At 58.9% G+C, this 25,623-nt stretch carries 24 protein-coding genes; 14 read left to right on the top strand and 10 right to left on the bottom strand.

Annotated features, from left to right (window positions below):
* Positions 1-53 precede the first annotated feature (53 nt).
* Both queA and AC2FGC_RS13905 read right to left on the bottom strand, forming a co-directional pair.
* A complete protein-coding gene (gene queA, locus AC2FGC_RS13910) occupies positions 54-1,100 on the bottom strand; it encodes a tRNA preQ1(34) S-adenosylmethionine ribosyltransferase-isomerase QueA (RefSeq protein ID WP_496723341.1) in 1,047 nt (348 codons plus the stop codon).
* Between the two features lie 48 nt (positions 1,101-1,148).
* On the bottom strand, positions 1,149-4,535 hold the full coding sequence (locus AC2FGC_RS13905) for a YhdP family protein (RefSeq protein ID WP_496723343.1): 3,387 nt from the start codon (positions 4,533-4,535) through the stop codon (positions 1,149-1,151).
* A gap of 68 nt (positions 4,536-4,603) precedes the next feature.
* Between AC2FGC_RS13905 and AC2FGC_RS13900 the strand changes: the two genes are divergently transcribed.
* The 7 genes from AC2FGC_RS13900 to AC2FGC_RS13870 all read left to right on the top strand — a co-directional run bounded on the left by AC2FGC_RS13900 (position 4,604) and on the right by AC2FGC_RS13870 (position 10,628).
* Positions 4,604-5,065 carry a peroxiredoxin gene (locus AC2FGC_RS13900; protein WP_496766997.1) on the top strand — a complete coding sequence of 154 codons (462 nt, stop codon included), beginning with the start codon at positions 4,604-4,606 and terminating at the stop codon, positions 5,063-5,065.
* An 85-nt stretch (positions 5,066-5,150) separates the two neighbouring features.
* Positions 5,151-5,966 (top strand): ferritin-like domain-containing protein, encoded by an 816-nt coding sequence (locus AC2FGC_RS13895; protein ID WP_496782671.1) that lies wholly within the window; start codon positions 5,151-5,153, stop codon positions 5,964-5,966.
* Positions 5,967-6,145: 179 nt separating this feature from the next.
* A complete protein-coding gene (locus AC2FGC_RS13890; RefSeq protein WP_496723379.1) occupies positions 6,146-7,471 on the top strand; it encodes a DUF5930 domain-containing protein in 1,326 nt (441 codons plus the stop codon).
* A complete protein-coding gene (locus AC2FGC_RS13885; RefSeq protein WP_496723381.1) occupies positions 7,461-7,961 on the top strand; it encodes a bactofilin family protein in 501 nt (166 codons plus the stop codon). The genes AC2FGC_RS13890 and AC2FGC_RS13885 overlap by 11 nt, the downstream gene beginning before the upstream one ends.
* Before the next feature lie 116 nt (positions 7,962-8,077).
* The gene (locus AC2FGC_RS13880; RefSeq protein WP_496723383.1) at positions 8,078-8,887 is read left to right on the top strand and encodes a M90 family metallopeptidase; all 810 of its coding nucleotides are present in this window, start codon (positions 8,078-8,080) and stop codon (positions 8,885-8,887) included.
* Positions 8,888-9,010: 123 nt separating this feature from the next.
* Positions 9,011-9,700, top strand: coding sequence for an aquaporin Z (aqpZ, locus tag AC2FGC_RS13875; protein WP_496723385.1), 690 nt, complete (start codon positions 9,011-9,013; stop codon positions 9,698-9,700).
* An 85-nt stretch (positions 9,701-9,785) separates the two neighbouring features.
* Positions 9,786-10,628, top strand: a complete 843-nt coding sequence (locus AC2FGC_RS13870; RefSeq protein WP_496782639.1) for an alpha/beta fold hydrolase — start codon at positions 9,786-9,788, stop codon at positions 10,626-10,628.
* 39 nt (positions 10,629-10,667) lie between these two features.
* Here AC2FGC_RS13870 and AC2FGC_RS13865 read toward each other — a convergent pair whose 3' ends face one another.
* Both AC2FGC_RS13865 and AC2FGC_RS13860 read right to left on the bottom strand, forming a co-directional pair.
* Complete coding sequence (locus AC2FGC_RS13865) at positions 10,668-11,216, bottom strand: peptidylprolyl isomerase (RefSeq protein WP_058277518.1); 549 nt, start codon at positions 11,214-11,216, stop codon at positions 10,668-10,670.
* Positions 11,209-11,715 (bottom strand): peptidylprolyl isomerase, encoded by a 507-nt coding sequence (locus AC2FGC_RS13860; protein ID WP_496723389.1) that lies wholly within the window; start codon positions 11,713-11,715, stop codon positions 11,209-11,211. Before AC2FGC_RS13860 ends, AC2FGC_RS13865 begins: the two co-directional genes overlap by 8 nt.
* Positions 11,716-11,851: 136 nt before the next feature.
* Here AC2FGC_RS13860 and AC2FGC_RS13855 point away from each other — a divergent pair, with 136 nt between their 5' ends.
* From AC2FGC_RS13855 to AC2FGC_RS13830, 6 genes are all read left to right on the top strand, one after another.
* Complete coding sequence (locus AC2FGC_RS13855) at positions 11,852-13,042, top strand: phosphoglycerate kinase (protein WP_496723391.1); 1,191 nt, start codon at positions 11,852-11,854, stop codon at positions 13,040-13,042.
* A 61-nt stretch (positions 13,043-13,103) separates the two neighbouring features.
* A complete protein-coding gene (locus AC2FGC_RS13850) occupies positions 13,104-13,448 on the top strand; it encodes a lysozyme inhibitor LprI family protein (RefSeq protein WP_496723393.1) in 345 nt (114 codons plus the stop codon).
* Positions 13,449-13,613: 165 nt separating this feature from the next.
* Positions 13,614-13,913, top strand: coding sequence for an FtsB family cell division protein (locus tag AC2FGC_RS13845; protein ID WP_199913500.1), 300 nt, complete (start codon positions 13,614-13,616; stop codon positions 13,911-13,913).
* A 163-nt stretch (positions 13,914-14,076) separates the two neighbouring features.
* Complete coding sequence (gene pdhA / locus AC2FGC_RS13840) at positions 14,077-15,066, top strand: pyruvate dehydrogenase (acetyl-transferring) E1 component subunit alpha (RefSeq protein WP_058273998.1); 990 nt, start codon at positions 14,077-14,079, stop codon at positions 15,064-15,066.
* 15 nt (positions 15,067-15,081) lie between these two features.
* Positions 15,082-16,455 carry a pyruvate dehydrogenase complex E1 component subunit beta gene (locus AC2FGC_RS13835; RefSeq protein WP_496723396.1) on the top strand — a complete coding sequence of 458 codons (1,374 nt, stop codon included), beginning with the start codon at positions 15,082-15,084 and terminating at the stop codon, positions 16,453-16,455.
* A 14-nt stretch (positions 16,456-16,469) separates the two neighbouring features.
* Positions 16,470-17,780: a pyruvate dehydrogenase complex dihydrolipoamide acetyltransferase gene (locus AC2FGC_RS13830; RefSeq protein ID WP_496723398.1), complete on the top strand. Its 1,311-nt coding sequence runs from the start codon at positions 16,470-16,472 to the stop codon at positions 17,778-17,780.
* 391 nt (positions 17,781-18,171) lie between these two features.
* On the opposite strand, the gene cysE is transcribed toward AC2FGC_RS13830, so the two are convergent.
* The gene (cysE, locus tag AC2FGC_RS13825) at positions 18,172-18,981 is read right to left on the bottom strand and encodes a serine O-acetyltransferase (protein ID WP_058277511.1); all 810 of its coding nucleotides are present in this window, start codon (positions 18,979-18,981) and stop codon (positions 18,172-18,174) included.
* Between the two features lie 84 nt (positions 18,982-19,065).
* Here cysE and AC2FGC_RS13820 point away from each other — a divergent pair, with 84 nt between their 5' ends.
* Complete coding sequence (locus tag AC2FGC_RS13820; RefSeq protein WP_496723402.1) at positions 19,066-19,404, top strand: TraR/DksA family transcriptional regulator; 339 nt, start codon at positions 19,066-19,068, stop codon at positions 19,402-19,404.
* On the opposite strand, the gene AC2FGC_RS13815 is transcribed toward AC2FGC_RS13820, so the two are convergent.
* Genes AC2FGC_RS13815 through AC2FGC_RS13795 form a run of 5 tightly spaced genes read right to left on the bottom strand, consistent with a single transcriptional unit; the run spans position 19,385 to position 25,620 of the window.
* Positions 19,385-19,750, bottom strand: coding sequence for a DUF7742 family protein (locus tag AC2FGC_RS13815; RefSeq protein WP_496782636.1), 366 nt, complete (start codon positions 19,748-19,750; stop codon positions 19,385-19,387). The genes AC2FGC_RS13820 and AC2FGC_RS13815 overlap by 20 nt on opposite strands.
* A complete protein-coding gene (locus AC2FGC_RS13810; RefSeq protein ID WP_496723406.1) occupies positions 19,689-23,657 on the bottom strand; it encodes a baseplate multidomain protein megatron in 3,969 nt (1,322 codons plus the stop codon). Before AC2FGC_RS13810 ends, AC2FGC_RS13815 begins: the two co-directional genes overlap by 62 nt.
* Complete coding sequence (locus tag AC2FGC_RS13805) at positions 23,658-24,104, bottom strand: NlpC/P60 family protein (RefSeq protein ID WP_496723408.1); 447 nt, start codon at positions 24,102-24,104, stop codon at positions 23,658-23,660. It lies immediately after the preceding gene.
* Positions 24,101-24,988, bottom strand: a complete 888-nt coding sequence (locus tag AC2FGC_RS13800; RefSeq protein ID WP_496782634.1) for a phage/gene transfer agent baseplate hub protein — start codon at positions 24,986-24,988, stop codon at positions 24,101-24,103. The genes AC2FGC_RS13805 and AC2FGC_RS13800 overlap by 4 nt, the downstream gene beginning before the upstream one ends.
* Complete coding sequence (locus AC2FGC_RS13795; protein WP_496723412.1) at positions 24,988-25,620, bottom strand: phage distal tail protein, Rcc01695 family; 633 nt, start codon at positions 25,618-25,620, stop codon at positions 24,988-24,990. Before AC2FGC_RS13795 ends, AC2FGC_RS13800 begins: the two co-directional genes overlap by 1 nt.
* Positions 25,621-25,623 lie beyond the last annotated feature (3 nt).

The raw sequence follows: 25,623 nt of genomic DNA, 5'->3' as shown, positions 1-25,623 counted from the left end.
TTGGTCATGCTTGTCTACAACATTGAAGAGATTCGATCCCGACAACACGTCCCTTACGGGATCAAAAGCGACGCATCGCCGTAAGAGAAGAACCGGTATTTCTGTTCAATCGCATGCGCGTACATCTTCCGCATTCGCTCCTGCCCCATCAGGGCCGACACCAGCATCAACAAGGTGGATTTTGGCAGGTGGAAATTGGTCATCAACGCGTCGGTCACGTGGAACTGAAAGCCGGGATATATGAAGATATCGGTCTCACCTTCCCATGGTTCGATCTGGCCTGACCGGCTGGCGCTTTCGATCAGCCGTAACGCCGTTGTGCCCACCGGGATGACCCTGCCCCCTTCGGCTTTGGTCTCGCGGATCTCTTGCGCGGCGACGGCGCTGACACTGCCCCATTCGGCGTGCATCTTGTGGGTCGTCACGTCCTCGACTTTGACCGGCAGAAATGTGCCCGCGCCCACATGCAGCGTGACATGAGTGACTGCGACGCCGCGCGCGCCCAGCGCCTGCATCAACGCCTCATCAAAATGCAGCGACGCCGTCGGGGCGGCAACTGCACCGGAATTGCGGGCCCAGATTGTCTGGTAATCCGTCTTGTCCTGCTCATCCGCAGGCCGCTTGGCGGCGATGTAGGGCGGCAGAGGCATTGCACCGGCCTGTTCCAGAGCAGCATCAAAATCATCGCCCGACAGATTGAACCGCAGATAGGCTTGCCCGTCCTCAACCCGCTCCAGCGTGGCGCTCAGTTGATCCGAGAACTGAATGTCTTCGCCCAGCTTCACTTTCTTCAGCGGTTTGATCAGGGCCGCCCATGTGCCATCAGCCTGCGGGTCCAACAATGTGGCTTCGATCGCGGCAGACACCGGCCCTTGTGCACTGTCGCGATGGCGCCGCCCGTTCAGGCGCGCAGGGATGACGCGCGTGTCGTTCAGCACCAAACGGTCGCCGGGCTGCAGCCAGTCGGGCAGATCAAAGACATGCGCATCCGAGATCACGTCACCATCGGCCACCAACAGGCGCGCGGTTGAGCGCGGGCTGGCAGGACGTGTGGCAATCCGGTCTTCAGGCAGATGGAAATCAAAATCGCTGAGTTTCATAGTCGCGCCATACAATTCCACATCGGAATCAGCAACAGCCCATCCGGGTCAATTGTCCCGTGGTGGAGAGCCAAAGGTCTTTTTGGGCTCATCCGGCTTTCTCGGCAGCGCATTGGGGCCATCTGATACAGTCGGGGCCGGTGCGCGCAGCAAATTTCGTAGGAACAGGGGCGCAAGGCCAGACAGCGGATTTACGGAAACCTTTGGTTTCGTAAGCGGCCCGGTCAGGCTGTAGTTGAACCCGATGACCCCCTCGCCTTTTTTCGTAAACACACTTCCGATCGCGTTCACCAGATAGATCGGAGAGATTGCGCCACGCAGGTTCAGCATGCCCGCAACCGTGTCGATCGTGCCGTCAAAGGACAAGCCGATAGACGGGCCAACGGCACTGCCGCTGAGAACTTTGATTTCGGTCGGAGTGATCCGCATGCGGCTATCGATGGTCGCGAAAAAAATCCCCTGCCCGGTCATCTCGTCCAAAAGACCAACAAGACTGATCGCGTCTAACAGTGCGGCCATTGCCGGTGCATCGGTAATGCGTGTGTTTAGTATTTTGAGGATCACATCATAATTCCCCGGCGCGCTGACCGGTTCCAGTTGCAGATCCAAACTGCCGCCACGTGCCTGGGTGATCACACCAGCTGACCGCAGGACGGCACCTGCGTCCTTCGACTTTATGTTCACGGCGCTACCGCTGTCGCGCGGGCTCACCTGGCCGCTGACCGCCGTGCCGCCGTTTACATTTGCCGTAAAGGTGCCGTTCACCCCGCCTGTGGTTTGAAACGCGCCCCGGAACCCGGTCAGTGCAATGTCTTCGGTCACCTGCAGGCGGTCCAACAGAACATCGATCCTTGGACCGGGGCCTGACCCTCCTCCTCCGCCACCGCCCGCGCCAAAGGTTGCGCGACCCAGATTCATGACACCGCCCTGGACGACGATATTGGGGACAGGTCCGCCGGTGTTGATCAATTCGGCTGGCACCGCCAGCCAGTTGCCCAGATCAAACGAACTGAACCGTATCCGGTCAAAGGCACCCCCGTCCCGGAAGAAGATCGAGGCTTTAGTGCGCAGCCCCGCGACATCAAGCGTCAGATCATCCACCTTGGGCTTTTCACCCATCGTGGCGTCCAGTGTCATTTTACCAGTCGCAGTTGTCCCTTTGCGCCAGCCAAGTTCAGGAATCGCCATTCCGACCCCGGCGAGGTCCGAGGTCGCAGAGAGTGTGACCGGTTCATCCGCGCCGATTCCAACGGTGATATCCGCTGTGCCTTTTCCAGTCAGCATGCCCGGCGGCAGCGGCACCTTCAGCTCGTTCATCAGCAACGGCGACAGTTCGATCTGGCCCGTCAGTTCGCTGCGTTGAGGCCCGTCTCCGCCAATGGGCTGGCGCCACGCGACCTGCATCGGCACTTGGCCGAATAAGCCGTAGCCGTCGATCTTCACCTCGGTCTGATTGCCGGACAGGTTCAAAAGGTCAGCGCTGACGGAATAGTCAGGCACAAGTTTGTCGCTTTGCACATTGTCGATTTCACCGGTGTAGTGGAATTCGGTGTCGTGAAACTTCAGCCCCTTTTTCAGCGGCAATGACAAAGTGCCTGACAAGCTTACGTCACCAGCCGCCAGATCGACCGGCAAGTTGGCTTTAGACATCAGGCTTAGTGGTGGTCGGTCCAGCAGCGACAAGGCGGCCTCGACGCTGCCGCGCGCCTCGATCCGAGCAATCGCCGGTGTTCCGCCCTTGGCAGTTGTATCCGGGATGATGAACGAGGTTCCCGAGGCATCCACCGCGCCACCCTGATCGGCGATGATAACCCCTTTTTCAGCCGTGACGGTAAAGCGATCTTTCAGCAGGCTAAGCCGGCCCCGCCCGTCCTGGATCAGCGGCAAGGTTTTGGCAAACCTGATCTTGGCCTCATCGAACCCAAGGCCCAGATAGAGGTCCGGCTTACTGCCCGGATGCAAGCGTAGTGAAAACTCCACATCTGAAAACTGACCTTCGAACAGGTTTTCCGACACCCATTTCCGCGGGTTCGGCGCCAGTCTTTCGGGCCAGTATCGCAACAGGTTCTCAGACCCCATCTTGTCCAGTTGCGCATCAAACGCGGCATCCCAACCGTCGGGCTGGCCGATCAACCTGCCCGTTGCGTGCAATTCGTGCAGGGCATCCGTGATCGTCAACTGCCCCAGCTGCAGCTCGAACGGCGCAAGCTTGAGTTGAAAATCCACATCCGCCCGCGCCGTTTCCAGCGATTCCGGGAACAGACCACCGGGGTAGATATCGATACTGTTCAGGGTCAGCTGTGACGTCAGGCTTTCAAGAACACCGTTTTCGACCCCGTTCAAATAGGCTTTGCCTTCGGCCTGCACGGCCCCCACGTCGGACACGACCGAGGCCTCGTTGAATTCCAGAACATGACGCGCGGGATCATAGGTGAAGTAAGCGCGCGCGGATTCGAACCCGATCGGGCGCGTCTCGGGTCTAGGCTGCAGGACGCCCTCGCCCAGGTTCAACGTCGCAAAAAGCGGACCCAGCGCGGCCTGCCCATCTACACTGCCCCTTAACGCGCCAGAAATCGGAGCATTGAGCACCTGCAACCAAGCCAGTGCAACGCTTTGGGTGGCAATGTCTTCCGAGGGAAGATCGGTGATCGAAACCCCAAAACTCGCCTGGGGGGTACCAAGCACGCTGGTATAGTTCGCCTCAATCGTGCTGGCGTAGTCGCGCCCGGTCAGAACCGAAAACCCGGTCGCTAGCCGCATTTCATCCCCGTCCCGGATGATCGAGATATGCCCGCCGTCAAACACCCAGGCCCGCCCCAGCCGCAGATCCTGATAGTCCAGCGTCAACGATTCCAGATCGACCGCCCGCAAACCTGACAGAAACGGGGACAGGAACACATCATCCGATTCCTCGATAAGCTGTGCCAGCGTCGGGGCCTTTTGCACCGGGGCACTGCCCGACCCCACTGTCAGCGACAGCGCACCGTCCTCACCACGGGTCAAAGCAATCTGCGCACCCAGCATAGTGATCCGCCGCGGTCTGATCTTGCCGCGCAGCAATTCACGCATCGACAGGCGTGTCCGCAAATCCGAAATCTGAACGATCTGACGCCCCGCCGCATCGCTGATGGTCACATCCGTCAATCGGATACGCGGGCGCCACTTTTCGTTTACGATAAAGCTGGCGTCCCCAAAGGTGAATTTAAGACCGCCAAGGCTGCGTTCCAGACGCGCTTCTACTTTCTGTGTGACCCATTCCGGCGCGTGCAGCTGTTTTCCGATCAAAAAGAACCAGCCCGCTCCGACCAGCAGGCACATTAAAAACAAGGTTCCGATGCTCCAGCGCGCGGCGATACGACGGCGTGACCGGCGGCGGACAGGCGTCTCGGGCCGGTCGCCACTTGCGTCTTCGTGCTGAGCCAATTTTTTATCCAAGTCTTTCAACCCGCTCGCGTCGCCCTATTATGCCGGGCAGCACTTAAAATCCTTTAGCGGAGTTTCCAATGCCCGACGTAACAGACATCGCCCCTGATTTCACATTACCCCGCGACGGCGGCGGCGAAGTGACCCTATCGGACCTGCGCGGCGGTGCCGTCGTTCTGTTTTTCTACCCCCGCGATGATACGCCGGGCTGCACCAAGGAATCCATCGGTTTCTCGGAACAACTTCAGGCCTTTGGTGATGCGGGGGCTCAAGTTTTTGGCATCTCGCGGGATAGTGTTGCCAAGCACGACAAGTTTGTTGCCAAACACAGCCTGACGACTCCGCTTTTGTCGGATGAAGGGTCTTCGGTCTGCGAGGACTATGGCGTCTGGGTTGAAAAGAACATGTACGGCAAGAAATCCATGGGAATTCAACGCTCGACCTTTCTGATCGATGGCGAGGGCAAGATCGCCAAGGTCTGGCGCAAAGTCAAAGTCCCCGGCCATGTGGACGAGGTGCTAGAGGCTGTGCGCAGCCTGTAATCCTCTCGACCACGGTCGTCATCCGGTCTATGAGCCGTCCATCTCAACCAACGGAGACAACGCGGTGTCCAAAACACTGACTCAGATGGCGACCGAAGTCCTGACAACAGCGAATGGTCGGGAAAAGACTGCCCTGTCCAAGCGCTATGCCGCCGCCTGGTTCGCATCGCGCAAGGGCGACGCGCCTGAGATTGAGGTGGGAACCGCAACTCCGCCGCTGAGTCCTGCCCGCCCGGAAAAGCCCGAGCTGCTATCGCCGCGTGAGGTTCCAAAACGCAAGCCCGGAACCGAGGCCGGGCGTATCGCCCTGCTTCACGCAGTTGCGCATATCGAGCTGAACGCGGTCGACCTGCATTGGGACATCATCGCGCGATTTGGCCACGTGCCGATGCCCATCGGGTTTTACGATGACTGGGTCAAATGCGCCGAAGAAGAATCGCGGCATTTCGAATTGGTCTGCGATTGTCTGGAAAGCAAGGGCAGCCACTATGGCGCTCTGCCCGCGCATGCGGGAATGTGGCGCGCGGCCGAAGACACTGCCGAAGATTTGATGGGGCGACTGGCGGTTGTCCCCATGGTGCTCGAGGCGCGTGGGTTGGACGTGACACCCGGCATGATCGACATATTCCGCAAGGCCAAAGCCGAGCAGGCAATTGCCGCGCTCGAGGTCATCTATGCTGAAGAAGTGGCCCACGTGGCTTATGGTTCAAAATGGTTCCATTTCCTGTGTGGGCGTGAAAACGCAGATCCCAAGGATGTATTTCACCAATTGGTGCGCCAGTATTTCCATGGCGTCCTGAAGCCCCCGTTTAACGAAGAAAAACGGGCCGAGGCCGGGCTGCCGCCGGATTTCTATTGGCCTCTGACGGAGGATTTGCCATTGCCGGGACAGACGCAATAACGGGCACAAGTTGACGTTATCGGCAATTTCTCGCCTAGAATCGGCGGCAAAAACCGGTAACGCAAGGTCGATAAGTTAACAAACTTGCCCAAAGCTCCCTCTCGCTCTATGCACTTCGCCCAAGGGACGGCTATCACTCACGACCGGTCCCGATCTTTGGGGATGGAGAGGTAGGACGCGTGAGAACACGTCTGGCAATCAAATTACATTCATTGTTCGAGCGGCATTTTCCCGAACGCCGTGTCTTTCTGAAATCCGACAATGATACGCGGTTTATTCGGCTAAGCTCGGAAACGCAGGTCATAGCCGTTGCTGGTGTCGCCTTGTTCGTGGGATGGACAGCTGTCGCGACTGCGATACTGTTGATGGACAGCATCGGGTCGGGAAACTTCCGGGAACAGGCAAAGCGTGATCAGGCGACCTATCAGGAACGACTGAACATCATGTCCACGGAACGGGACGTCCGAGCGCAGGAGGCTTTGGCGGCTCAGGACCGGTTCAACGCAGCGCTCGAGCAGATTTCGGCCATGCAGTCGGAACTGCTGGCGTCGGAAAACCGCCGCCGCGAGCTTGAGACCGGGATCGAGGTTATCCAGACCACGCTGCGCGCTACCATGAAACAGCGCGAAGAAGCACGTACAGAACTGGTCACGCTTCAGCAGGAAGCGGGCGAAGGCGACATGTACATGGCCGCCGTTGCCAACCCTGAACAGATGAACTTTATGACCGAGGCACTGTCCCGTACCGCCGAGGAACGCGACCAGATTGCCGCCAATGCCAAGGACGCGCTGGAACAGCGTGACGATCTTGAGCTGGAAATCCGGCTGATGCAGGAACGCAGCGACGAGATCTTCCGCCAGTTGGAAGAGGCAATGGTGATCTCGGTCGAACCACTGGACAAGATGTTCCGCCAGGCCGGCATGCCCACCGACCGCATCATCGAAGAAGTCCGCCGCGGCTATAGCGGCATGGGCGGCCCCCTAACCCCTATTTCTTTCAGCACGCGCGGTGAGGAACTGACCCCCGACGAGATCCGCGCAAATACTCTGTTGCAACAGATGGATCAGTTGAACCTGTACCGAATTGCTGCAGAGAAAGCGCCGTTTGCAAGCCCCGTCAATTCCGTCGTGCGATTCACGAGCGGTTACGGGACGCGTCGAGACCCCAAGACAGGTGGTCGCCGCATGCATAACGGCGCTGATTTCGCAGGTGCCCATGGCACCGACATTTTTGCCACCGCCGACGGTGTGGTCACCCATGCCGGCTGGCAGTCCGGGTTTGGACGGCTGGTAAAAATCAAGCACGCGTTCGGAATTGAGACACTTTATGCCCATAACACGAAGATACGCGTGAAGGTTGGTCAAAGGGTCTCGCGCGGGGATCATATTGCTGATATGGGTAGCACCGGACGGTCGACCGGCACGCACCTGCACTATGAAGTTCGCGTGAACGGAAAACCTGTTAACCCAATGACTTACATCAAGGCTGCGAGAAATGTTTTCTAAGAGCAAAATCAACGAGCCCTCGTCCACTGCACCCGAGGCGGCAAAACCCGCTGCACCGGCGACACCGGCGGCCCCTGCACCGGCAGAAAACAAGGCCAGCACCGCGCCCAAGCCCAAGCCACCGGCATCGGTTCTGTCTTCGGACCTGCACATCACGGGCAACCTGAAGACCTCGGGCGATATCCAGGTCGAAGGCACTGTCGAAGGCGACATCCGTGCGCATCTGCTGACAATCGGTGAGACTGCCACCATCAAAGGCGAAGTCACCGCCGATGACGTCGTGATCAACGGCCGCATCGTGGGCCGTGTCCGTGGTTTGAAGGTACGCCTGACCTCGTCCGCACGTGTCGAAGGCGACATCATCCACAAGACCATCGCGATCGAAAGCGGCGCGCATTTCGAAGGTTCGGTTCAGCGTCAGGACGACCCCCTGAACCCGGGCCGCGGCGGCAAGGCGGGTGCCAACCCGGCGGCCGAAGTCAAGCAGTAACGCGGACCACTTTCCAAGTTTCGAACGCCGCGGGGAAACCCGCGGCGTTTTTCATTTGACGGGGACGATTGGGTTTTCCGGTTCCAACCGCCCGGCGCGTCCTTATAGTGACCTTTATGTTGTTCTTTTTCACAGCCTTGGCGCTTATTGCCGGTTTCCTACTGTATCGCTACTGGTCCAAGTCCCGGGCGCGCCTACAGTTATTGTCCACACCCCTGACAGACCACCAACGCATCCTCATCGAGCAGCAAGTGCCGTTGATCCGCCGCCTGCCCCTAGACCTGCGTGTCAAACTGGACGGCAAGGTGAATCTGTTTCTGGATCAGGTTCGTTTCTTTGGTTGCGACGGGCTGGACGTAACCGAAGAGATGGAACTGGCCATCGCCGCGCAGGCCTGTCTGCTAATTGTAAACAGCGACCTCTGGTACGATCACCTGACCACGATCCTGATCTACCCGAACGCTTTTAAGTCTCGGCAGCGGCGACAGGAAGGATACGTCGTCAGCGAGAAAGAGATCGTGCGCACCGGGGAAAGCTGGGACCGTGGACCGGTTATCCTGTCTTGGACCCACAGCAAGCTGGGCGCACTGAACGACCATGACGGGCAGAATGTCGTACTGCATGAGTTTGCCCACCAGATAGACGATCTGTCCGGTGGCACCAACGGCGTTCCGATCCTGAGCGACGGGCAAAGCTTTGCTGAATGGGAGCGTGTCTTTCTGACTGCCTATGACACCCTTGTCCGCGCCGTCGAAAGCGGGCGGCGCACGGTAATCGACGCCTATGGCGCAACCGGCCATGAAGAATTCTTTGCCGTTTCCGTCGAGGTGTTCTTTGAAAAGCCCCGCGACCTGAAATCTGAGGCCCCTGAGGTCTATGACCAACTTGCCAAACTGTTCCAACTGGACCCGGTTACCTGGGGTTAGGCGTGCTTAGGCTCCCACCGCCTCACTCCTGACCACTGCCAGTGAAATTTCCCCTTATCCAAACATTTCACAAAACATCATTTTCGAATTAGTCTTAAATTAGTGTTTTCAGGAGGATTTTTCATGTCATCAAAACTCATGGCCGAGTTCTTCGGTACGTTCTGGTTGGTTCTGGGCGGTTGCGGCAGCGCCGTTCTGGCCGCCGGGGTCGCCGATGTGGGCATCGGTTGGCTGGGCGTTTCCTTTGCCTTCGGCCTCACCGTTCTGACGATGGCCTATGCCGTCGGGCATATCTCGGGCGGCCATTTCAATCCTGCAGTCAGCCTTGGGCTGATGATCGGGGGACGGTTTCCGGCGAAGGACCTTATCCCTTATTGGATCGCCCAGGTCATCGGCGCAATTGCTGCGGCTGCTGTCTTGTATCTAATCGTCAGCGGCGCGCCCGGCTTTGACGGCGTGGGTGGGTTTGCCTCGAACGGCTATGGTGAGGCATCACCCGAGGGCTATTCAATGATGTCCGCTCTGGTGATCGAGATCGTCATGACTGCGTTCTTCATCATCATCATCCTGGGGGCCACTTCCAGCGGCGCTCCTGCCGGGTTCGGCCCCATCGCCATCGGGCTTGGTTTGACATTGATCCACCTGATCTCGATCCCGGTGACCAACACATCGGTCAACCCGGCCCGGTCCACAGGGGTTGCTTTGTTCGCGGACGCGCCTGCCCTTGGGCAGCTCTGGCTGTTCTGGGTTGCACCCCTGATCGGTGGCGCAATCGGCGCATTGATCTGGAAGGCGATGACAACAGACGACTAAAGGCCAAGCGGGGGATTATTTCCCCCGCTTTCCTCTTCCTAAGCTATCATCCCTGACGAGACGACGCGAAACCAGGGAGGTAGACATGCTTCGAAGACTGATGGTCACTGCGATGACGTTGACCGCGACAGCGGGACTGGCACAGGATGCTTGGCTGACAATCCCCGAAACGCCTGCCATGCCCAAGGCCGCGTCCAGTGGTACCGCCAGCGTGAATGGCATAGATATGTATTACGCCACCTATGGATCGGCAGAGGGCACGCCCGTGCTGCTAATCCATGGCGGTCTGGCGCATGGCGATATCTGGGCAGCGCAAGTGGCTGATCTGGCCAGTGACCACAGCGTGATTGTGGCGGATACGCGCGGGCACGGCCGTTCAACCAATGACGGCAGCACCTACAGCTACGAACTGTTGGCGCAGGACTATCTGGCGCTGCTGGATCATCTGAATGTTGAGCAAGTAAATCTGGTCGGATGGTCTGACGGTGCCAACATTGGCTACACGATCTCGACCACGGCGCCGGATCGTCTTGCCAGCCATTTCGCCCATGCGGGCAACGTTACTTTGGATGGGATTGACCCTTCAGTCGAAACCAACGAAGTCTTTGGAACTTACGTCGGGATGATGGCCGGGGACTATGCCGCCATGTCCCCCACTCCGGACGGGTTCGAAGCGTTTCTGGGCGGTGTCGCAGCCATGTGGGCGACGGAAAAGCCCGGAGGGCTTGAGGGGCTGCAATCCGTAACCGTGCCCACTCTGGTCGTGCAGAGCGAACATGACGAAGCAATTCTGACCGAACACTCACAGGCGATTGCCGAGGCGATCCCGGACGCTGAACTATTGATTTTGAAAGACGTCAGTCACTTTGCGTCATTTCAGGATCCGGATACTTACACGCAAGCGATCCGAAACTTCATCGATCAATGACGAGAAACCCGGCGCTGGAGTAAGCGCCGGGTTCAAAGATCATTCGGTAACGGTGACTTTTTTCATCACGTCCGGCTGGCCGATCACCGCGCCATTCTGTCCCTCACCGCGTTTGATCGCATCTACCACGTCCATGCCGCCGGTCACCTGACCAACAACCGTGTACTGGCCGTTCAGGAACGGGCCCGGCTCGAACATGATGAAGAATTGCGAGTTGGCACTGTTGGGGTTTTGCGCCCGCGCCATGCCGACAACACCCCGGTCGAATTCGAAATCCGAAAATTCGGCCGGAAGGTCCGCACGGTCAGATCCACCGGTGCCAGCGCGACGCAAGTCGCCGCCCAGACGGCCATGCTCAACATCGCCGGTCTGAGCCATGAAGCCGTCGATCACGCGGTGAAACACCACGCCATCGTATTTCCCTTCATTGGCCAGGGCAGCGATTTGCTCGACATGTTTCGGGGCCAGATCATCGAATAGGTCGATAGTGACGGTGCCATTGGCCCCCTCACCTTCGATCTCGACCTCAAGGCCCGTGGCCAGCGCCGGGCTGGCCAACAAGGCAAAAGCAGCGGCCAGTTTATACATCGGCTGCCACCTTGACGCTGATCATGCGGTCAGGGCTCATAGGCGGCTCGCCACGTACGATGGCGTCCACATGCTCCATCCCGTCGATGACGCGACCGTAAACGGTGTACTGACCGTTCAGGAAGTGGTTGTCCTTGAAGTTGATGAAGAACTGCGAGTTGGCCGAATCCGGGTTCTGCGAACGGGCTGCGCCCAGCGTGCCGCGGTCATGCGGCAGCTTCGAGAATTCCGCCGGAACGTTGGGCAGAGACGACCCGCCGGTACCCGCCATACGCAGGTTGAACCCGTCTTCCATGTCGCCGTGCTGAACATCGCCGGTCTGCGCCATGAAACCATCGATCACACGGTGAAAGGCCACGTTGTCATACTCACCACTGCGCGCCAGTTCCTTCATGCGAGCGCTGTGCTGCGGTGCTACATCCGGCAACAGCTCGATGACGACATTGCCGTCTTTGAGTTCGACGATGATTGTGTTTTCGGGATCCTTGATCTCGGCCATTAGGCCCTCCTGTCGTTTTATCTTGCGCAAATACCTATGCGCAGGGCGCGGGAATGCCAAGTGACGCATTGACCTGACGGCAAAATGCAGGAAAAGAACCGCCTAAGTCACTTTCATATTTGTCGAGGATTGCGCGATGGGCTGGAAAACACTGGACGACATGGACCTGAACGGCAAACGCGTGTTGGTGCGCGTGGATATCAACGTGCCGGTAGTCGACGGCGTGGTGACCGACGCCACCCGTATCGAGCGCATCGTGCCAACCGTGAAGGACATTTTGGCAGCTGGCGGCAAGCCCATCCTGCTGGCGCATTTCGGACGCCCAGGCGGCGAACGTCGCCAAAACCTGTCGCTGAAGCAGCTTGTTCCGACTTTGGAGACGGCCTTTGGCACCAAGGTTCGGTTTGGCGATGACTGCGTGGGGATCGAGGCAGAAACAGCGGCAGCAAACCTCAGCGGCGGCGAAGTGCTATTGCTCGAAAACACGCGCTTTCACGCGGCGGAAACCAAAAACAGCCCGGAACTAGCTGCCGGCATGGCAAAGATGGGCGACGTCTATTGTAATGATGCCTTCTCGGCCGCACACCGCGCGCACAGCTCGACTGAAGCACTGGCCCGGTTGTTGCCCGCCTGCGCGGGCCGCCTGATGCAGCAAGAGCTGAGCGCGTTGGAAGCCGCGCTAGGCGCGCCTAAACGCCCGGTTACTGCGGTTGTCGGCGGTGCCAAGGTTTCGACCAAGTTGGACCTGTTGGGCAACCTGATCGAAAAGGTGGATTACCTGATCATCGGCGGGGGCATGGCGAACACCTTCCTTGTCGCACAAGGCGTGAATGTCGGCAAATCGCTGGCGGAAACCGCGATGAAAGACACGGCGGCCGAGATCCTGGCCAAGGCCGAAACGACCGGCTGCCAGATCGTCCTGCCTCGCGATGTCGTCGTCGCTGAAAAGTTCGAGGCCCACGCCCCAAATCAGGTCCTTCCAGCCGATCAATGCCCTGCAGACGGCATGATCCTTGACGCTGGTCCGGAAGCCGTCGCGGAAATCACCGCGATTTTCGAAAAGAGCCAGACGCTTATCTGGAACGGTCCGCTGGGCGCGTTCGAGATTGAACCCTTTGATGCCGCGACCAACGCAGCGGCCTTGAAGGCGGCCGAACTGACACGGTCCGGACAGCTTGTGTCGGTTGCGGGCGGTGGTGACACGGTCGCTGCGCTGAATGCGTCCGGTGCTGCCAAGGACTTTTCCTACATCTCGACTGCCGGTGGCGCGTTCCTGGAATGGATGGAAGGCAAAACACTGCCCGGCGTCGCGGCACTGGATCAGTAACCGCTGTCTGTCTGGCAATCGGCATTCATGGTACTCTCTCTGTCAAACCGGGAGATGTGCCATGAAAGCTATTGCCGTCCTTGCCACCACCCTGCTGCCCATCACGACATATGCGCAATCCCATTGCGATGGCCAAACACAGGTTGACGCCAATTTCTGCGCCAAAAAAAAATGGGAAATTGCCGATCAAGAGCTGAACCGCCTTTGGTCAGAGATCAAACCCGCATCGGACGCGCGCGGTGATGGCCAAGCCCTGCTGACCGAGCAACGCGCTTGGCTGAAACGCCGTGACGTGACGTGTGACCCCGAGTTGGACAGCGACGGTAGCGCGGCCCCCATGTTCTATTGGGCCTGCATGGAAGAACAAACCCTGCAACGCAACCAGGCGCTGGAAGCCTGGCGATAACCGCTTCTTATCCCAGCCAAATTCATCAGGCGAACATATTTTTTCTGCTGAGCATCAAAAATTGCGAATCGAGGGATTCACAAGCCGAATCACCTGTGACATAGTGCAGGCAGATGTCCGAAAAGGGCACGTTTTTGAGGCAGACTTCATACGGCGGTAAACAGAGTGTCCCGTTCCCATCGGCCCGGTTTGGGCTCAGTTGTATTCTTCATGGTGGCTTTCACGCTGGGTGTTTATTTCACCTTCGCCGCCGTGCAGGGCGACTATGGCCTGTTCCGACGGGTCGAGATTGCAGCGGAACGGGACGCCCTGTCGCGCGACCTGGCCAAACTTGACGCCGAAATCACGGAAATGGAAAACCTGACGCGCCGCCTGTCAGACAATTACCTGGATCTGGATCTTCTGGATCAGCAGGCGCGGTCCGTGCTGGGCATGATCCGCTCGGATGAGATCGTCATTCGCTGACCGCCCCACCAATGGATGCCACCCCACGGGTTAACCGCATGATCACGCGCTGAATTCTGCCTTGCCGGACGCTGCGTCACATTTCCCCTCGCCAGAAAGCAACAAATGCTTTATGAGATAGTTTAACGCTAAACTATCTTGCCGAGAGGGGGAGATCGCCACAATGGCTGCGCGAAAAACCACAAAGAAACCAAATGTTTCTGCGGAAGAACTTACCGAATACTACCGTGAAATGCTGCTGATCCGCCGATTCGAGGAAAAGGCCGGTCAGCTCTATGGCATGGGTCTGATTGGCGGTTTCTGCCACCTCTACATCGGCCAAGAGGCCGTTGTTGTCGGCCTTGAGGCTGCGACCGAAGAAGGTGACAAGCGTATTACCTCATACCGCGACCACGGCCATATGTTGGCCTGCGGCATGGATCCAGGCGGCGTGATGGCCGAGCTGACCGGGCGCATCGGTGGTCTGTCCAAAGGTAAGGGCGGCTCGATGCACATGTTCTCGAAAGAGAAGCATTTCTATGGTGGTCACGGCATCGTTGGCGCACAGGTTCCGCTGGGTGCGGGACTGGCCTTTGCGGACAAGTACAAGGGCAATGGTCGCGTGACCTTCACCTATTTCGGTGACGGCGCTGCGAACCAGGGCCAAGTCTATGAGACCTTCAACATGGCCGCCCTTTGGGATCTGCCGGTGGTGTTCGTGATCGAGAACAACCAATACGCCATGGGTACGGCGCAGGCGCGCTCGACCTCGACCAAAGATATCTACCACCGCGGCGAAGCGTTCGGCATCCCAGGTGAGATCGTCAACGGCATGGATGTACTGGCTGTCAAAGCCGCTGGGGAAAAGGCTGTCGCGCACTGCCGTGCGGGCAAAGGCCCCTATATTCTTGAGATCAAGACCTACCGCTACCGCGGCCACTCGATGTCCGACCCGGCCAAGTACCGCACCCGCGAAGAGGTTCAGAAAGTCCGCGAACAAAGCGACCCGATCGAACATGTGCGCGAGCTGCTGCTGACCGGCAAACACGCGACCGAGGATGATCTGAAGGCGATCGACAAAGAGATCAAAGAGATCGTCAATCAAGCCGCCGAATTCTCGAAAGAAAGCCCCGAGCCTTCCGTCGAAGAGCTCTGGACCGACATTTACGCCTGAGAGGACGATTAAGACATGGCAACCGAAATTCTCATGCCCGCCCTTTCGCCCACAATGGAAGAGGGCACATTGGCCAAGTGGCTGATCAAGGAAGGCGACACCGTATCCAGCGGCGATATTATGGCCGAGATCGAAACCGACAAGGCGACGATGGAGTTCGAAGCCGTCGATGAAGGCATCGTCGGCAAGATCCTGATCGCCGAAGGCACCGAGGGGGTTAAAGTGAACACCCCTATCGCAGTGCTGGTTGAAGAAGGCGAAGACGCCTCGGCCATCCCGGCGGCTGCGCCCGCAGGCGCGGCGGTGGCTGAGGCTGCCCCCGTGGCAGCAGAAGCCCCCGCCCCCGCTGCAACCGCACCTGCGGCACCCAAGGTGGATCTGTCCCCTGACTGGCCGGCGGATGCACCAATGGTCCAGCAGACCGTGCGTGAAGCGCTGCGCGACGCGATGGCCGAAGAAATGCGTGGTGACGAAGACGTTTACCTGATGGGCGAAGAAGTCGCCGAGTATCAGGGCGCCTACAAAATCAGCCAGGGCATGCTGGACGAATTCGGCAGCAAGCGCGTGATCGACACTCCGATTACCGAACACGGGTTTGCTGGTATTGCCGTCGGGTCCGCCATGGCTGGTCTGAAACCAATTGTCGAGTTCATGACTTTCAACTTCGCCATGCAGGCGATTGACCAGATCATCAACTCGGCGGCCAAGACGCTGTACATGTCCGGTGGTCAGATGGGTTGCCCCATTGTGTTCCGTGGCCCCAACGGTGCCGCTGCTCGCGTCGGTGCGCAGCACAGCCAGGATTACGCTGCGTGGTATATGCAAGTGCCTGGCCTGAAAGTTGTGATGCCTTATTCGGCGGCTGACGCCAAAGGACTGTTGAAATCAGCGATCCGCGATCCCAACCCGGTCGTGTTCCTGGAAAATGAAATCCTTTACGGTCGTTCTTTTGACATGCCGCAAGTGGATGACCTGACCGTCCCGCTGGGCAAGGCACGTATCTGGCGCGAAGGTTCGGACGTGACCATCGTCAGCTTTGGCATCGGCATGCAATATGCGCTTGAGGCCGCCGACGAGCTGGCCGAGGACGGTATCAGTGCCGAGGTGATCGACCTGCGCACTATCCGGCCAATGGACACAGGCGCGATTATCAACTCGGTGATGAAGACCAACCGTCTGGTGACCGTCGAAGAAGGCTGGCCGCAAGGCTCGGTCGGCGGCTACATCTCATCCGTGGTGATGCAGGAAGCGTTCGATTACCTCGACGCGCCGGTCATCAATTGCACCGGCAAGGATGTCCCGATGCCTTACGCCGCAAATCTGGAAAAGCTGGCCCTGATCACAACTGAAGAAGTGATCGCCGCCGTCAAACAAGTGACCTACCGGTAAGGAGCGACAGACAGATGCCTACAGAAATTCTGATGCCCGCCCTGTCGCCGACCATGGAGGAAGGCACCCTTGCCAAATGGCTGGTCAAGGAAGGCGACACCGTCTCGTCCGGCGACCTGCTGGCGGAGATTGAAACCGACAAAGCCACGATGGAATTCGAGGCCGTCGACGAAGGCACAATCGGCAAGATCCTGATCCCCGAAGGCACCGAAGGGGTCAAAGTAAACACCGCGATCGCGGTGCTGCTGGAAGACGGCGAAAGCGCGGATGACATTGCCGCAGCCCCTGCCGCTGCGCCGGTGGCTGCTCCTGCTGCCGCAGCGGGCAACGAGGCTGCCGCGCCAGCGGCACCCGAGGCGCCTGCCCCTGCCTCGGCTGCTCCGGCCAAAGCGGATGGCGGTCGGATCTTCGCATCTCCGCTGGCCCGTCGTATCGCGGCCCAGAAAGGTCTGGATCTGGCGCAGATTGCTGGTTCTGGGCCACATGGGCGGATCGTAAAAGCTGATGTCGAAGGCGCGACTGCAACTGCCCCGGCTCCGGCTGCCGCATCCGCACCCGCCGCTGCTGCACCGGCAGCCGCCGCAGCTCCGGCCGGTCCGTCCGCGGATGCTGTTGCCCGGATGTACGAAGGTCGCGACTACGAAGAGATCAAGCTTGACGGGATGCGCAAGACCATCGCTGCCCGCCTGTCCGAGGCCAAGCAGACGATCCCGCATTTCTACCTGCGCCGCGATATCAAGCTGGACGCGCTGCTCAAGTTCCGCAGCCAGCTGAACAAGCAGTTGGAAGGCCGCGGCGTAAAGTTGAGCGTCAACGACTTCATCATCAAGGCCGTCGCCAACGCGCTGCAACAGGTTCCCGAATGTAACGCCGTCTGGGCCGGTGACCGGGTTCTGCAACTTAAACCCTCGGACGTAGCTGTCGCAGTCGCCATCGAAGGCGGATTGTTTACTCCGGTTCTGCAGGACGCCGACACTAAATCGCTGTCCGCATTGTCGACCGAGATGAAGGACCTTGCCGGGCGTGCCCGCGAGCGCAAGCTGGCCCCGCATGAATATCAGGGCGGCACATTCGCGGTCTCGAACCTTGGTATGTTCGGTATCGACAATTTCGACGCCATCGTGAACCCGCCGCACGCGGGCATCTTGGCAGTGGGAACCGGGCTGAAAAAACCGGTTGTCGGAGATGACGGTGAACTGACAGTAGCTACGGTTATGTCGGTCACAATGTCTGTCGATCACCGGGTTATTGACGGTGCGCTTGGCGCCCAGTTGCTGCAAGCCATTGTGGAAAACCTGGAAAACCCGATGGTCATGCTGGCCTAAGAAAAAATTAGGGTCGCGCCGATACCAGACCGGCGCGGCCTAACCAGATCACAACCGTCATGTGAGAGCTTGTGATCACCACGCGTGTTGCGCGGACGCCTACCGTCAACCACCTTGTCTGAATGAAAATCACGGACACAGGTGCCCTATGACTTCCACCTATTCGGTAAACTTCTTGCTTGTTGCAGCCCTTGTGATTGGTATGCCGGCGGTTGCGGCGGCGAAGCCCAAAACCTATCCGGGTGAACATTCCGCCTTCAGTTCTGATCCAGCCGAAACGGCCAAACGTGAAGCTGAACGCGCGAAAAGGAAAGAAGAACGAAAAAAGCGGCGTGAAGAACGGCGGCGCAAGCGGTCGATCAAAAAAAACGACCGCTTGAACTGACTTGAGTTACTGGTCTTTGCCCAGCATGTGATCCATCGAGATCGAGGGTTGATCGCACCCGGCCTCTCCGACGATCTTGGCCGGTATTCCAGCCACGGTTTTGCAAGCAGGCACTTCCTGCAGCACCACCGAGCCTGCAGCAATACGACTGCAGTGGCCAACTACGATATTGCCCAGAACTTTGGCACCTGCCCCGATCAGCACCCCATCGCCAATCGTGGGGTGGCGCTGTTCTTCTTCCTTGCCGGTCCCGCCAAGGGTCACCGAATGCAACATCGAGACGTTGTCGCCAACGATCGCCGTTTCACCAATCACGATCGAATGCGCGTGGTCGATCATGATACCTTTCCCGATCTTTGCCGCGGGGTGGATATCAATCCCGAAAATCTCGGACGAGCGCATCTGAAAGAAATACGCCAGATCATAACGCCCCTTGCGCCACAACCAGTGCCCCACGCGATAGGCTTGCATCGCCTGATACCCTTTGAAGTAAAGGATTGGCTGCAACAGGCGGTGGCAGGCCGGGTCGCGTTCGTAGACGGCCATCAAATCCGCGCGCGCAGCTTCGAGCAGTGCGGGGTCGTCGGCATAGGCTTCGTCCACGATCTCGCGCAGCACCATCATCGACATTTCGTTCGAGCACAGCTTGGCTGCAATCCGGTAGGACAGCGCCCGTTCCAGGCTGCGGTGGTGCAGGATACAGGCGTGAACCAGCCCACCCATCAAAGGCTCAATCTCAACTGCAGACTGAGCTTCGGCGGTGATGCGATCCCAAACAGGGTCGACGGGGGTCACGTGGCTGCGCGTTTCGAACATGGCTTTTCATCCTTTGCTGCGCCTAGAATGCCATTTAGTGGCAAAAACGCCAAACGCAAACCCGTGATCGACAGGGCAACGAAAATGAATGAGACGCAGGTGGCGAATTTCAAAGACCGTATCCGTGCACGATTGGACGAGTTGGCTCAGCATTCTGCCCTTGGAACCGAGGCCCAGGCAGTGGTTGAACTGGACCAGCAAGCTGTCGGGCGGCTCAGCCGGATGGACGCCCTGCAAAATCAGGCCATGGCCAAGGCTCAACAAGCAAATCGGGATATCGAAACACATCGATTGTCAGTGGCCCTGACCCGGATCAAAGATGGAGAATTCGGCTATTGCGAGGATTGCGGTGAAGAGATTCCGGTGGGTCGCCTGAACCTTGACCCAGCGGCCAGCAAGTGCGTCAGCTGCGCATCCGGGTAACGCGGAATTGAATCAGGCATCGCAGAACCATCTCAAAACACTGGCAATATTGCAAATCGTCAAAGCTTGGCTCGTCGGCCAATGGTCGGGTTCTAGCCACTGTCATCAATGAGCCATTTCCAAACAGTGGGTGTAGCCGGCCTGTATGGCCGACATAAATGTCGGCCAGTTCAGCTTCGCTAATCATTCTGGTGCACAGGCGTTCCCGGTCGGCAGGCGGCGCGTTCAGCAATACCCGCGCCGCGGCACTTACATCGCCGTGCAAAACAGGACGCCTACGTGTCTTACCCAACCAGAAGACGTGCGGCGGGACCCGGCCCGTAACTGGCAGAGATCTGCGCCACATCAACCTCGTAAGCGCCGGTCGCGCCATCGGTAGTTTTCATTGCCGATGGGTATGTCCAGCGCGGCTCTGATGTAACCTGTTCGCGTATTACTGATCCGTTGATGCTGATTTTCACCAGATAGGCCTCAGTCTCTTCCCCCAGCGGCACGTCAAATCCATCCCAGTCATCGCCGTCCAGTCGGGCTCTACGGATCCATGAAATTTCGTCACCTGCTCCGATTTTCGCCAATTTGACATGCACCGGAGCATATGGCCGAAGTCCGTTGCCGTCGAAGGCGTGAACCTGGTGGAGGAAAGAAGGATCGTCGTAGGCCCGTGTTCCCGGCCCAATGCGATAATGTTTCGCCACCCGCCTTTCAGACCGCAACAGCCCGGTTTGGAAAACTCTTTCATCCAACAAGACAAAAGTTGAACCTTCAGGCCAGATGTCGGGCATGACACTGTCCGTCCCCAATTGCCCGCGCAGGCGCCCTGAAAGGGCGTAGGTCCCCTGACCCACAAGTTCGGCGCTGGCGAACTGGAACAGTTCCCAGTTGCCGGGCATTCCGTCCCCAATTGCGGCCAGATTGGCACCATTCAACAAAGCGTCGCGCGGGCGCGATTCCAGCAAACCATCGACCAGCCTGACGCGCAGCGGCGCACCATCGTCCCAAACTCCGACGCCGGCCCGCCGCAGGGGTGTTTGGGTAAACCCGATGACGGCCTGCGCCGAGATCACCTCTTGCAAGGTATAATCCTCATCATTCACGGCCGAGTACACCGCAGCGCTGCCGGGCCAGGGGTCGGCAGACACAGCCAGGTAAGGCGCATGCGGCACCTCTGAGCCGGTTATCAGCGGTAGATCCATGAACACCGGCAGAACCGGAACCGGGGCGACAAAGGGCTTGGTCGAGACTAGGTCATCAGGCAGGTCAGACGGCGCGTATATTCCCGGTTCGATCCGAACGGCATCCGCCAATTGCATCTCGGCTTGCTCCAGTCGATCAATCCTGAAACGCGCACCCTGTCCGCCCTCATCCAGGCTGACGACATCCCCCGCGCCGATGTGCCTCAACGAAGGCGGCAGCGCAAAGCGCACGGTTTCGCGCGACACCCGCGCCTCGCTTAGCCACCGTTCCGCGGTCTGGCGACCTTCGGCACGTGTCATGGACAGGGGCATTTCGTTGACAGACACCGAATGGGTCCGCGTGTCGGGCAGAACGGCCTCTTCCGCGACGATGTCATGATCCCCATCCGATTGGACAAAGCGCAAGCGCACCCGACCCGTCATTTCAGCCTCGGCTTCGCGGCGATGTTCAATACCGGCCTCAATATCAGAGCTGAGCGCCAGATGCTCCTGATCCAGCGCGATGGCGCGTTGCCCATTGCGCATCTGAAACCGCAATACGCCGTCCCGCTCGATTGCATCGAAACCATAGCGCAGCATCAGCGGCTGCAAAGCTGATCGCGCGTCCGAGACCTGTTCGATAGCATAGCCCCGCACCATACCATAAAGGCGCGACGTGTCGATGTCGGTCACACCAGCCCCGTGACAAATCTCGGTCACTACCGATGCCAGCGTGCGCGACCCCGACCGCCCGTTCAACCAATGCCCTCGCGCGTAATTCTCGCTATCACTCCACTGGCTTTGCAGGTTCGGGAAGGTTGGATATGGTCGCGCATCCCAAGCCCAGACATAGGCATTGGACAGATCAATCATGCGGCCGCCGTAAGTATTGGAAACCGGGTTGTTTTTTGCCTCGGACCAATAGCCCAAAATCGCCTTGAGGTACTGCACCTGAATGAAATCATCCCGCAGACCGTTGGAATAGCGCGGCAGCTTGGATTCCGAGGATTTCGGGTCCAGAAACTTGTTTGGCTGATTGGTGCCTTTGTCGATGGCCGCACAACCCAGTTCCGTGAACCAGATCGGCTTGGACCTAGGCACCCATGCGGTCCGATTGGCTTGGCGCACGCCTCCGATCCGTTCGTGATGCGGTTGCGACCACCAGTTGCGTACATCCTTGTATCGCCAGATCCAGGCCTCATCATGCGCCTGATCTTCGATCGCAGACCGAATCTGCGCTTTGGATTCCTCGGTCGAAGGGTAGTACCAGTCGTACCCTTCCCCACCTTCAACATTGCCACGCAGGTAGTCTAGATCATAGATCGCATCTACGCCCGCTTTGGCGTCGACGTGATCCTCTCCGTCCCGCCAATCGGACAGCGGCATGTAATTGTCGATACCAACGAAGTCGATATTGTCATCGGCCCAAAGCGGATCCAGATGAAAATACCGGTCGCTGCCAGCATCGACGGGTTTGTAACCGAAATACTCGCTCCAATCGGCCGCGTAGCCGATTTTGGTGTCCGGCCCGAGGATTTTGCGCACTTCCGCCGCGAGGATTTGCATCTGCGCCACCGCAGGAAACCCGGTCGCGCCCCTGATCTGCGTCAGGCCGCGCATCTCGGATGCGATGCAGAACGACGCCACTCCACCGGCTGCCTTGCAGAGCGCCGCATAGTGCAAAATAAACCGGAACAGACCCCATTCCTGCGGGCCGGAATAGGTGACGATGCCATCGCCGACGACAAAGTTACTTGCGCGGGCCTGGCCAAAGAACTGCGCAACCTGCGCATCGGCCCCGGCTGTCTTATCCGGGGACCCGTTGCGGCCTGGTGCCTCGCTCAGCGTGATCCGCCCTCGCCATGGCAGGTGCGGCTGATCGGTGGCATCAGACCACGGATCCGGCAGGCCATTGCCGCGCAACTGATCCATCAGGATGAACGGGTAGAACATCACCCGTTTGCCCGATGCGTTGAGATGCCGGATCGCCTCGACCACGGACGCATCCGCAGGTGTCGCCCCATAGACAGGTCGATCATTTTCGATCTGAACAATCTGGGCAGCCGCCCGGGATACGCCTGATACGCTCCACGGCATGTTCTCGCCATCAAACTCTTTGTGCAGGACTTTTGGCTGCACCTTGCACTGACCGCACCGCAGATCGTCGCCAAACCACGACACGACCAGCGACACCGCATCGCAGGCGGGCAATTCAGCATTCAACGCATGGGTCGAGGTGACCAGATCCGAAACGCCCGAAGCCGAATGCACGTTCGCAGCCCAGCTTTGCCCCTGCCCTTTGGAATAATTCACCTGCCTGCTGGCCAGTGAGTATTCACCCGTACCCGGGATCATCGCAACGCCGCGCACGATCCGGGATACGGCACCGGGCGTGTCTGGCAGCCCCGGCTGTTCTTGTCGGACAACCTCAAAGGAAAACTGCGGGACGCGGTTGCCGAACGCGGCAAGTTGAAAGTCCTCGATCACCACATAGGCCGTGCCCCGGTACGCAGGGACCTGCCCGGTGCCCTCGACCGCCTCGATCAACGGGTCAGGCAATTGATTGTCGGTGCCCTTGTACAGGCGCATATTCAGCCCGGCGCGCTCAAGCTCTTCACCATCGGCCCAGATACGTGAGATGTCAGAGATCTGCCCAGCGCCCACGGCAATCGCCAGCGAGATCGAATAGCTGTAGGTATGCGTGGTCGTGGTTGTTGTGGCCGAGCTTGGCCGACGAGACCCTTTTCCACCTCGCGTGGATTGGGTTGTCGTGCTGGTGCTGCGGGTTTCCAGAAAGTCCGATGCCCAGATGATCTGCCCGCCAACACGCATACGGCCGAACACGGTAGTGACCGAAGCCCCCTCTCCGGTTTCGGTCAGGCGGAAACGATCCAGGCGCCCGGTTTCGACAACTTCGCTGCCGCCACCCATCACGGATTGGCTCATCAACCGCTGGTCGATGACCCGCCCCAACGTTGCGCCGACAGCCCGGCCTATGATCGCTGTGGAAAGACCCGCGACAGTGCCTCCGATCGAGCCACCAAGAGCAGCGCCTGCTGCGGAAAGTACAATCGTAGCCATTTATTTGACCTCCAGCGGGAATGCGAAACAGGCGACAACCCGGCGACGCCAAGGGTCGCTTAGGGCGTTTTCCACAACGCCGTGCCCTGAATATGCGTGAATGAACCGCGGGACCGCGCCGGTTTCGCTGACAACACCCACATGTTTGGCGACGCCGCCATCGCGCATGCGGAACAGCAATACGTCGCCTGCTGCCAGTTCCGAGGGCCGCTTTGATGTCAAATTTCGGCGGGCCGCATCCCACATGCGTTCATCCCCCTGTGGCTCTGACCAGTCCATGCTGTAGCTCGGCACGGACTCCGGCTCAGCTCCGTACAGCGCGCGCCAGATGCCGCGTAGCAATCCCAAACAATCCGCCCCCGCGCCCCTGACGGACGCCTGATGCACATACGGCGTGCCTAGCCATCGGCGCGCTTCTGCAACTATGTCCTGCCGGTCTACTGTCATCGTCTGCTGCCCCCTTTATTCGGTTTGTCTTTCTTAGGAACAGCCATCACCCAATCCTCGCCCGGCAAGTCCGGAAAACCTTGAAAATTGATGAGGTTGTTGAATTTTCTTCGGCAGGTCTCCATGCGTTTATCGCACCCGGCGGTCAGCCGGACTCGATCACCGACTGTCAGTCCGCCACTGATCCCCGTCCATAAGGTGACATTGCGCCCGCCCGTGATACGCTCATCCTGTTTCACCGACGCCCAAAGACCCGAGGCCGTGCCGGAAATCACATCCAGCCGGCCACGTCCGAACCATCCCATATCCGGCGCGTTCGCACCTTTCAGTTGAAGCACACTGCCCGACGACAGACTGACGATCTCCGCTTCTGCCTGGAAACCGGCTGCAGCCACATTGAACCGACAGGCACCATCGCCCAGCACTGCGGTGCAGGGCTTTTGATAAATCCGTCCCATCGGCCGGTTCAAAAGATCTGTCAGCCCTCTCAGCTCAGCATGAAATGCACCACCGCCGCGACGCATTTCCCCAATCGAGCCACGAAACTGCAACACCCTTTGTTCGGGGTCTGCCCAGTTCACGAGCCAAGCCTGAACCTGAGCACCGTCAAACCGCCCGGCTTCGATGTCTTCTTCCCTGATTGCCGCATCGGACAGCGCGCCCATCGCCTCGGAGTTGTCAATCGAAAGGCCTGTCGCCTGTTCGATCGCTGCCGCGGTCAGGCCACTGCTTGCCTTGAAGACCAGCCCGTCAAAGCGCAGCTCCATATCATGATCGGTAAACCCATAGACCTGCCCATCCGTGCGCGTGATGGCCCAGCATCGACAGGTGGTGGTCATCCCGCTTTGCAGATGCTCCTGCAACCCCTGTGCATTACCGCCCATCAGACCCGCACCTCGACCACCGGAACGTTGGGCACGTCGCCTGCCTGAAAGCTGGCCACGCTGGTCTGGATCTTGTCGGTGTCAAAACGAACGGGCACGTCAAACTCGAACCCCGCCGTAATCTCGACGTCTTGCGGTGGCGCGTTCGTAAACGTGACCCGGCCCCGCGCCAGATCTACCTCGAAATCCACGCCTTCGCGCATTTCGTCCTGCTCAAGGCCAAGTTTGACGGTCCCTAGAACTGGTTTGAGGATCGGACGGACGTATTTGAACCCGCCAGAGTTGTAGGTTTTCAACAACTGGAACTCGGTCGTCTTTCCGTCGCCGCGTGCAATAACCTGATCGGCATTGTCTACCTCAGCCGTTGCTGCGCCCGACTTGAAGTCAGACCAATCCTTCCACCGAAATCCGAACATCTGCCCCTGCCGCGCCTCGAAGAACGAAATCATCGCTTCGATATCGTCAAGCGAGCGCATCCCGAGCCCGGCATCATAGCGTCGCCTCGAATGGGCCCAGGGCGTGTTGCGTTCTTCAAACCCGTTGGCCAGTGTCACGACATCTGTGCGCCGCTCGGGGCCGCCAACCGAACCAAAGCTCAGGCTGGCGGGAAATCTAACCTCATGGAAATTCATGGC

It is taken from the genome of Ruegeria sp. CDSC054 (genome assembly GCF_059610645.1).
Note: the sequence above shows the minus strand (reverse complement) of the source record. Positions and strands in the feature narration are given on the sequence as shown.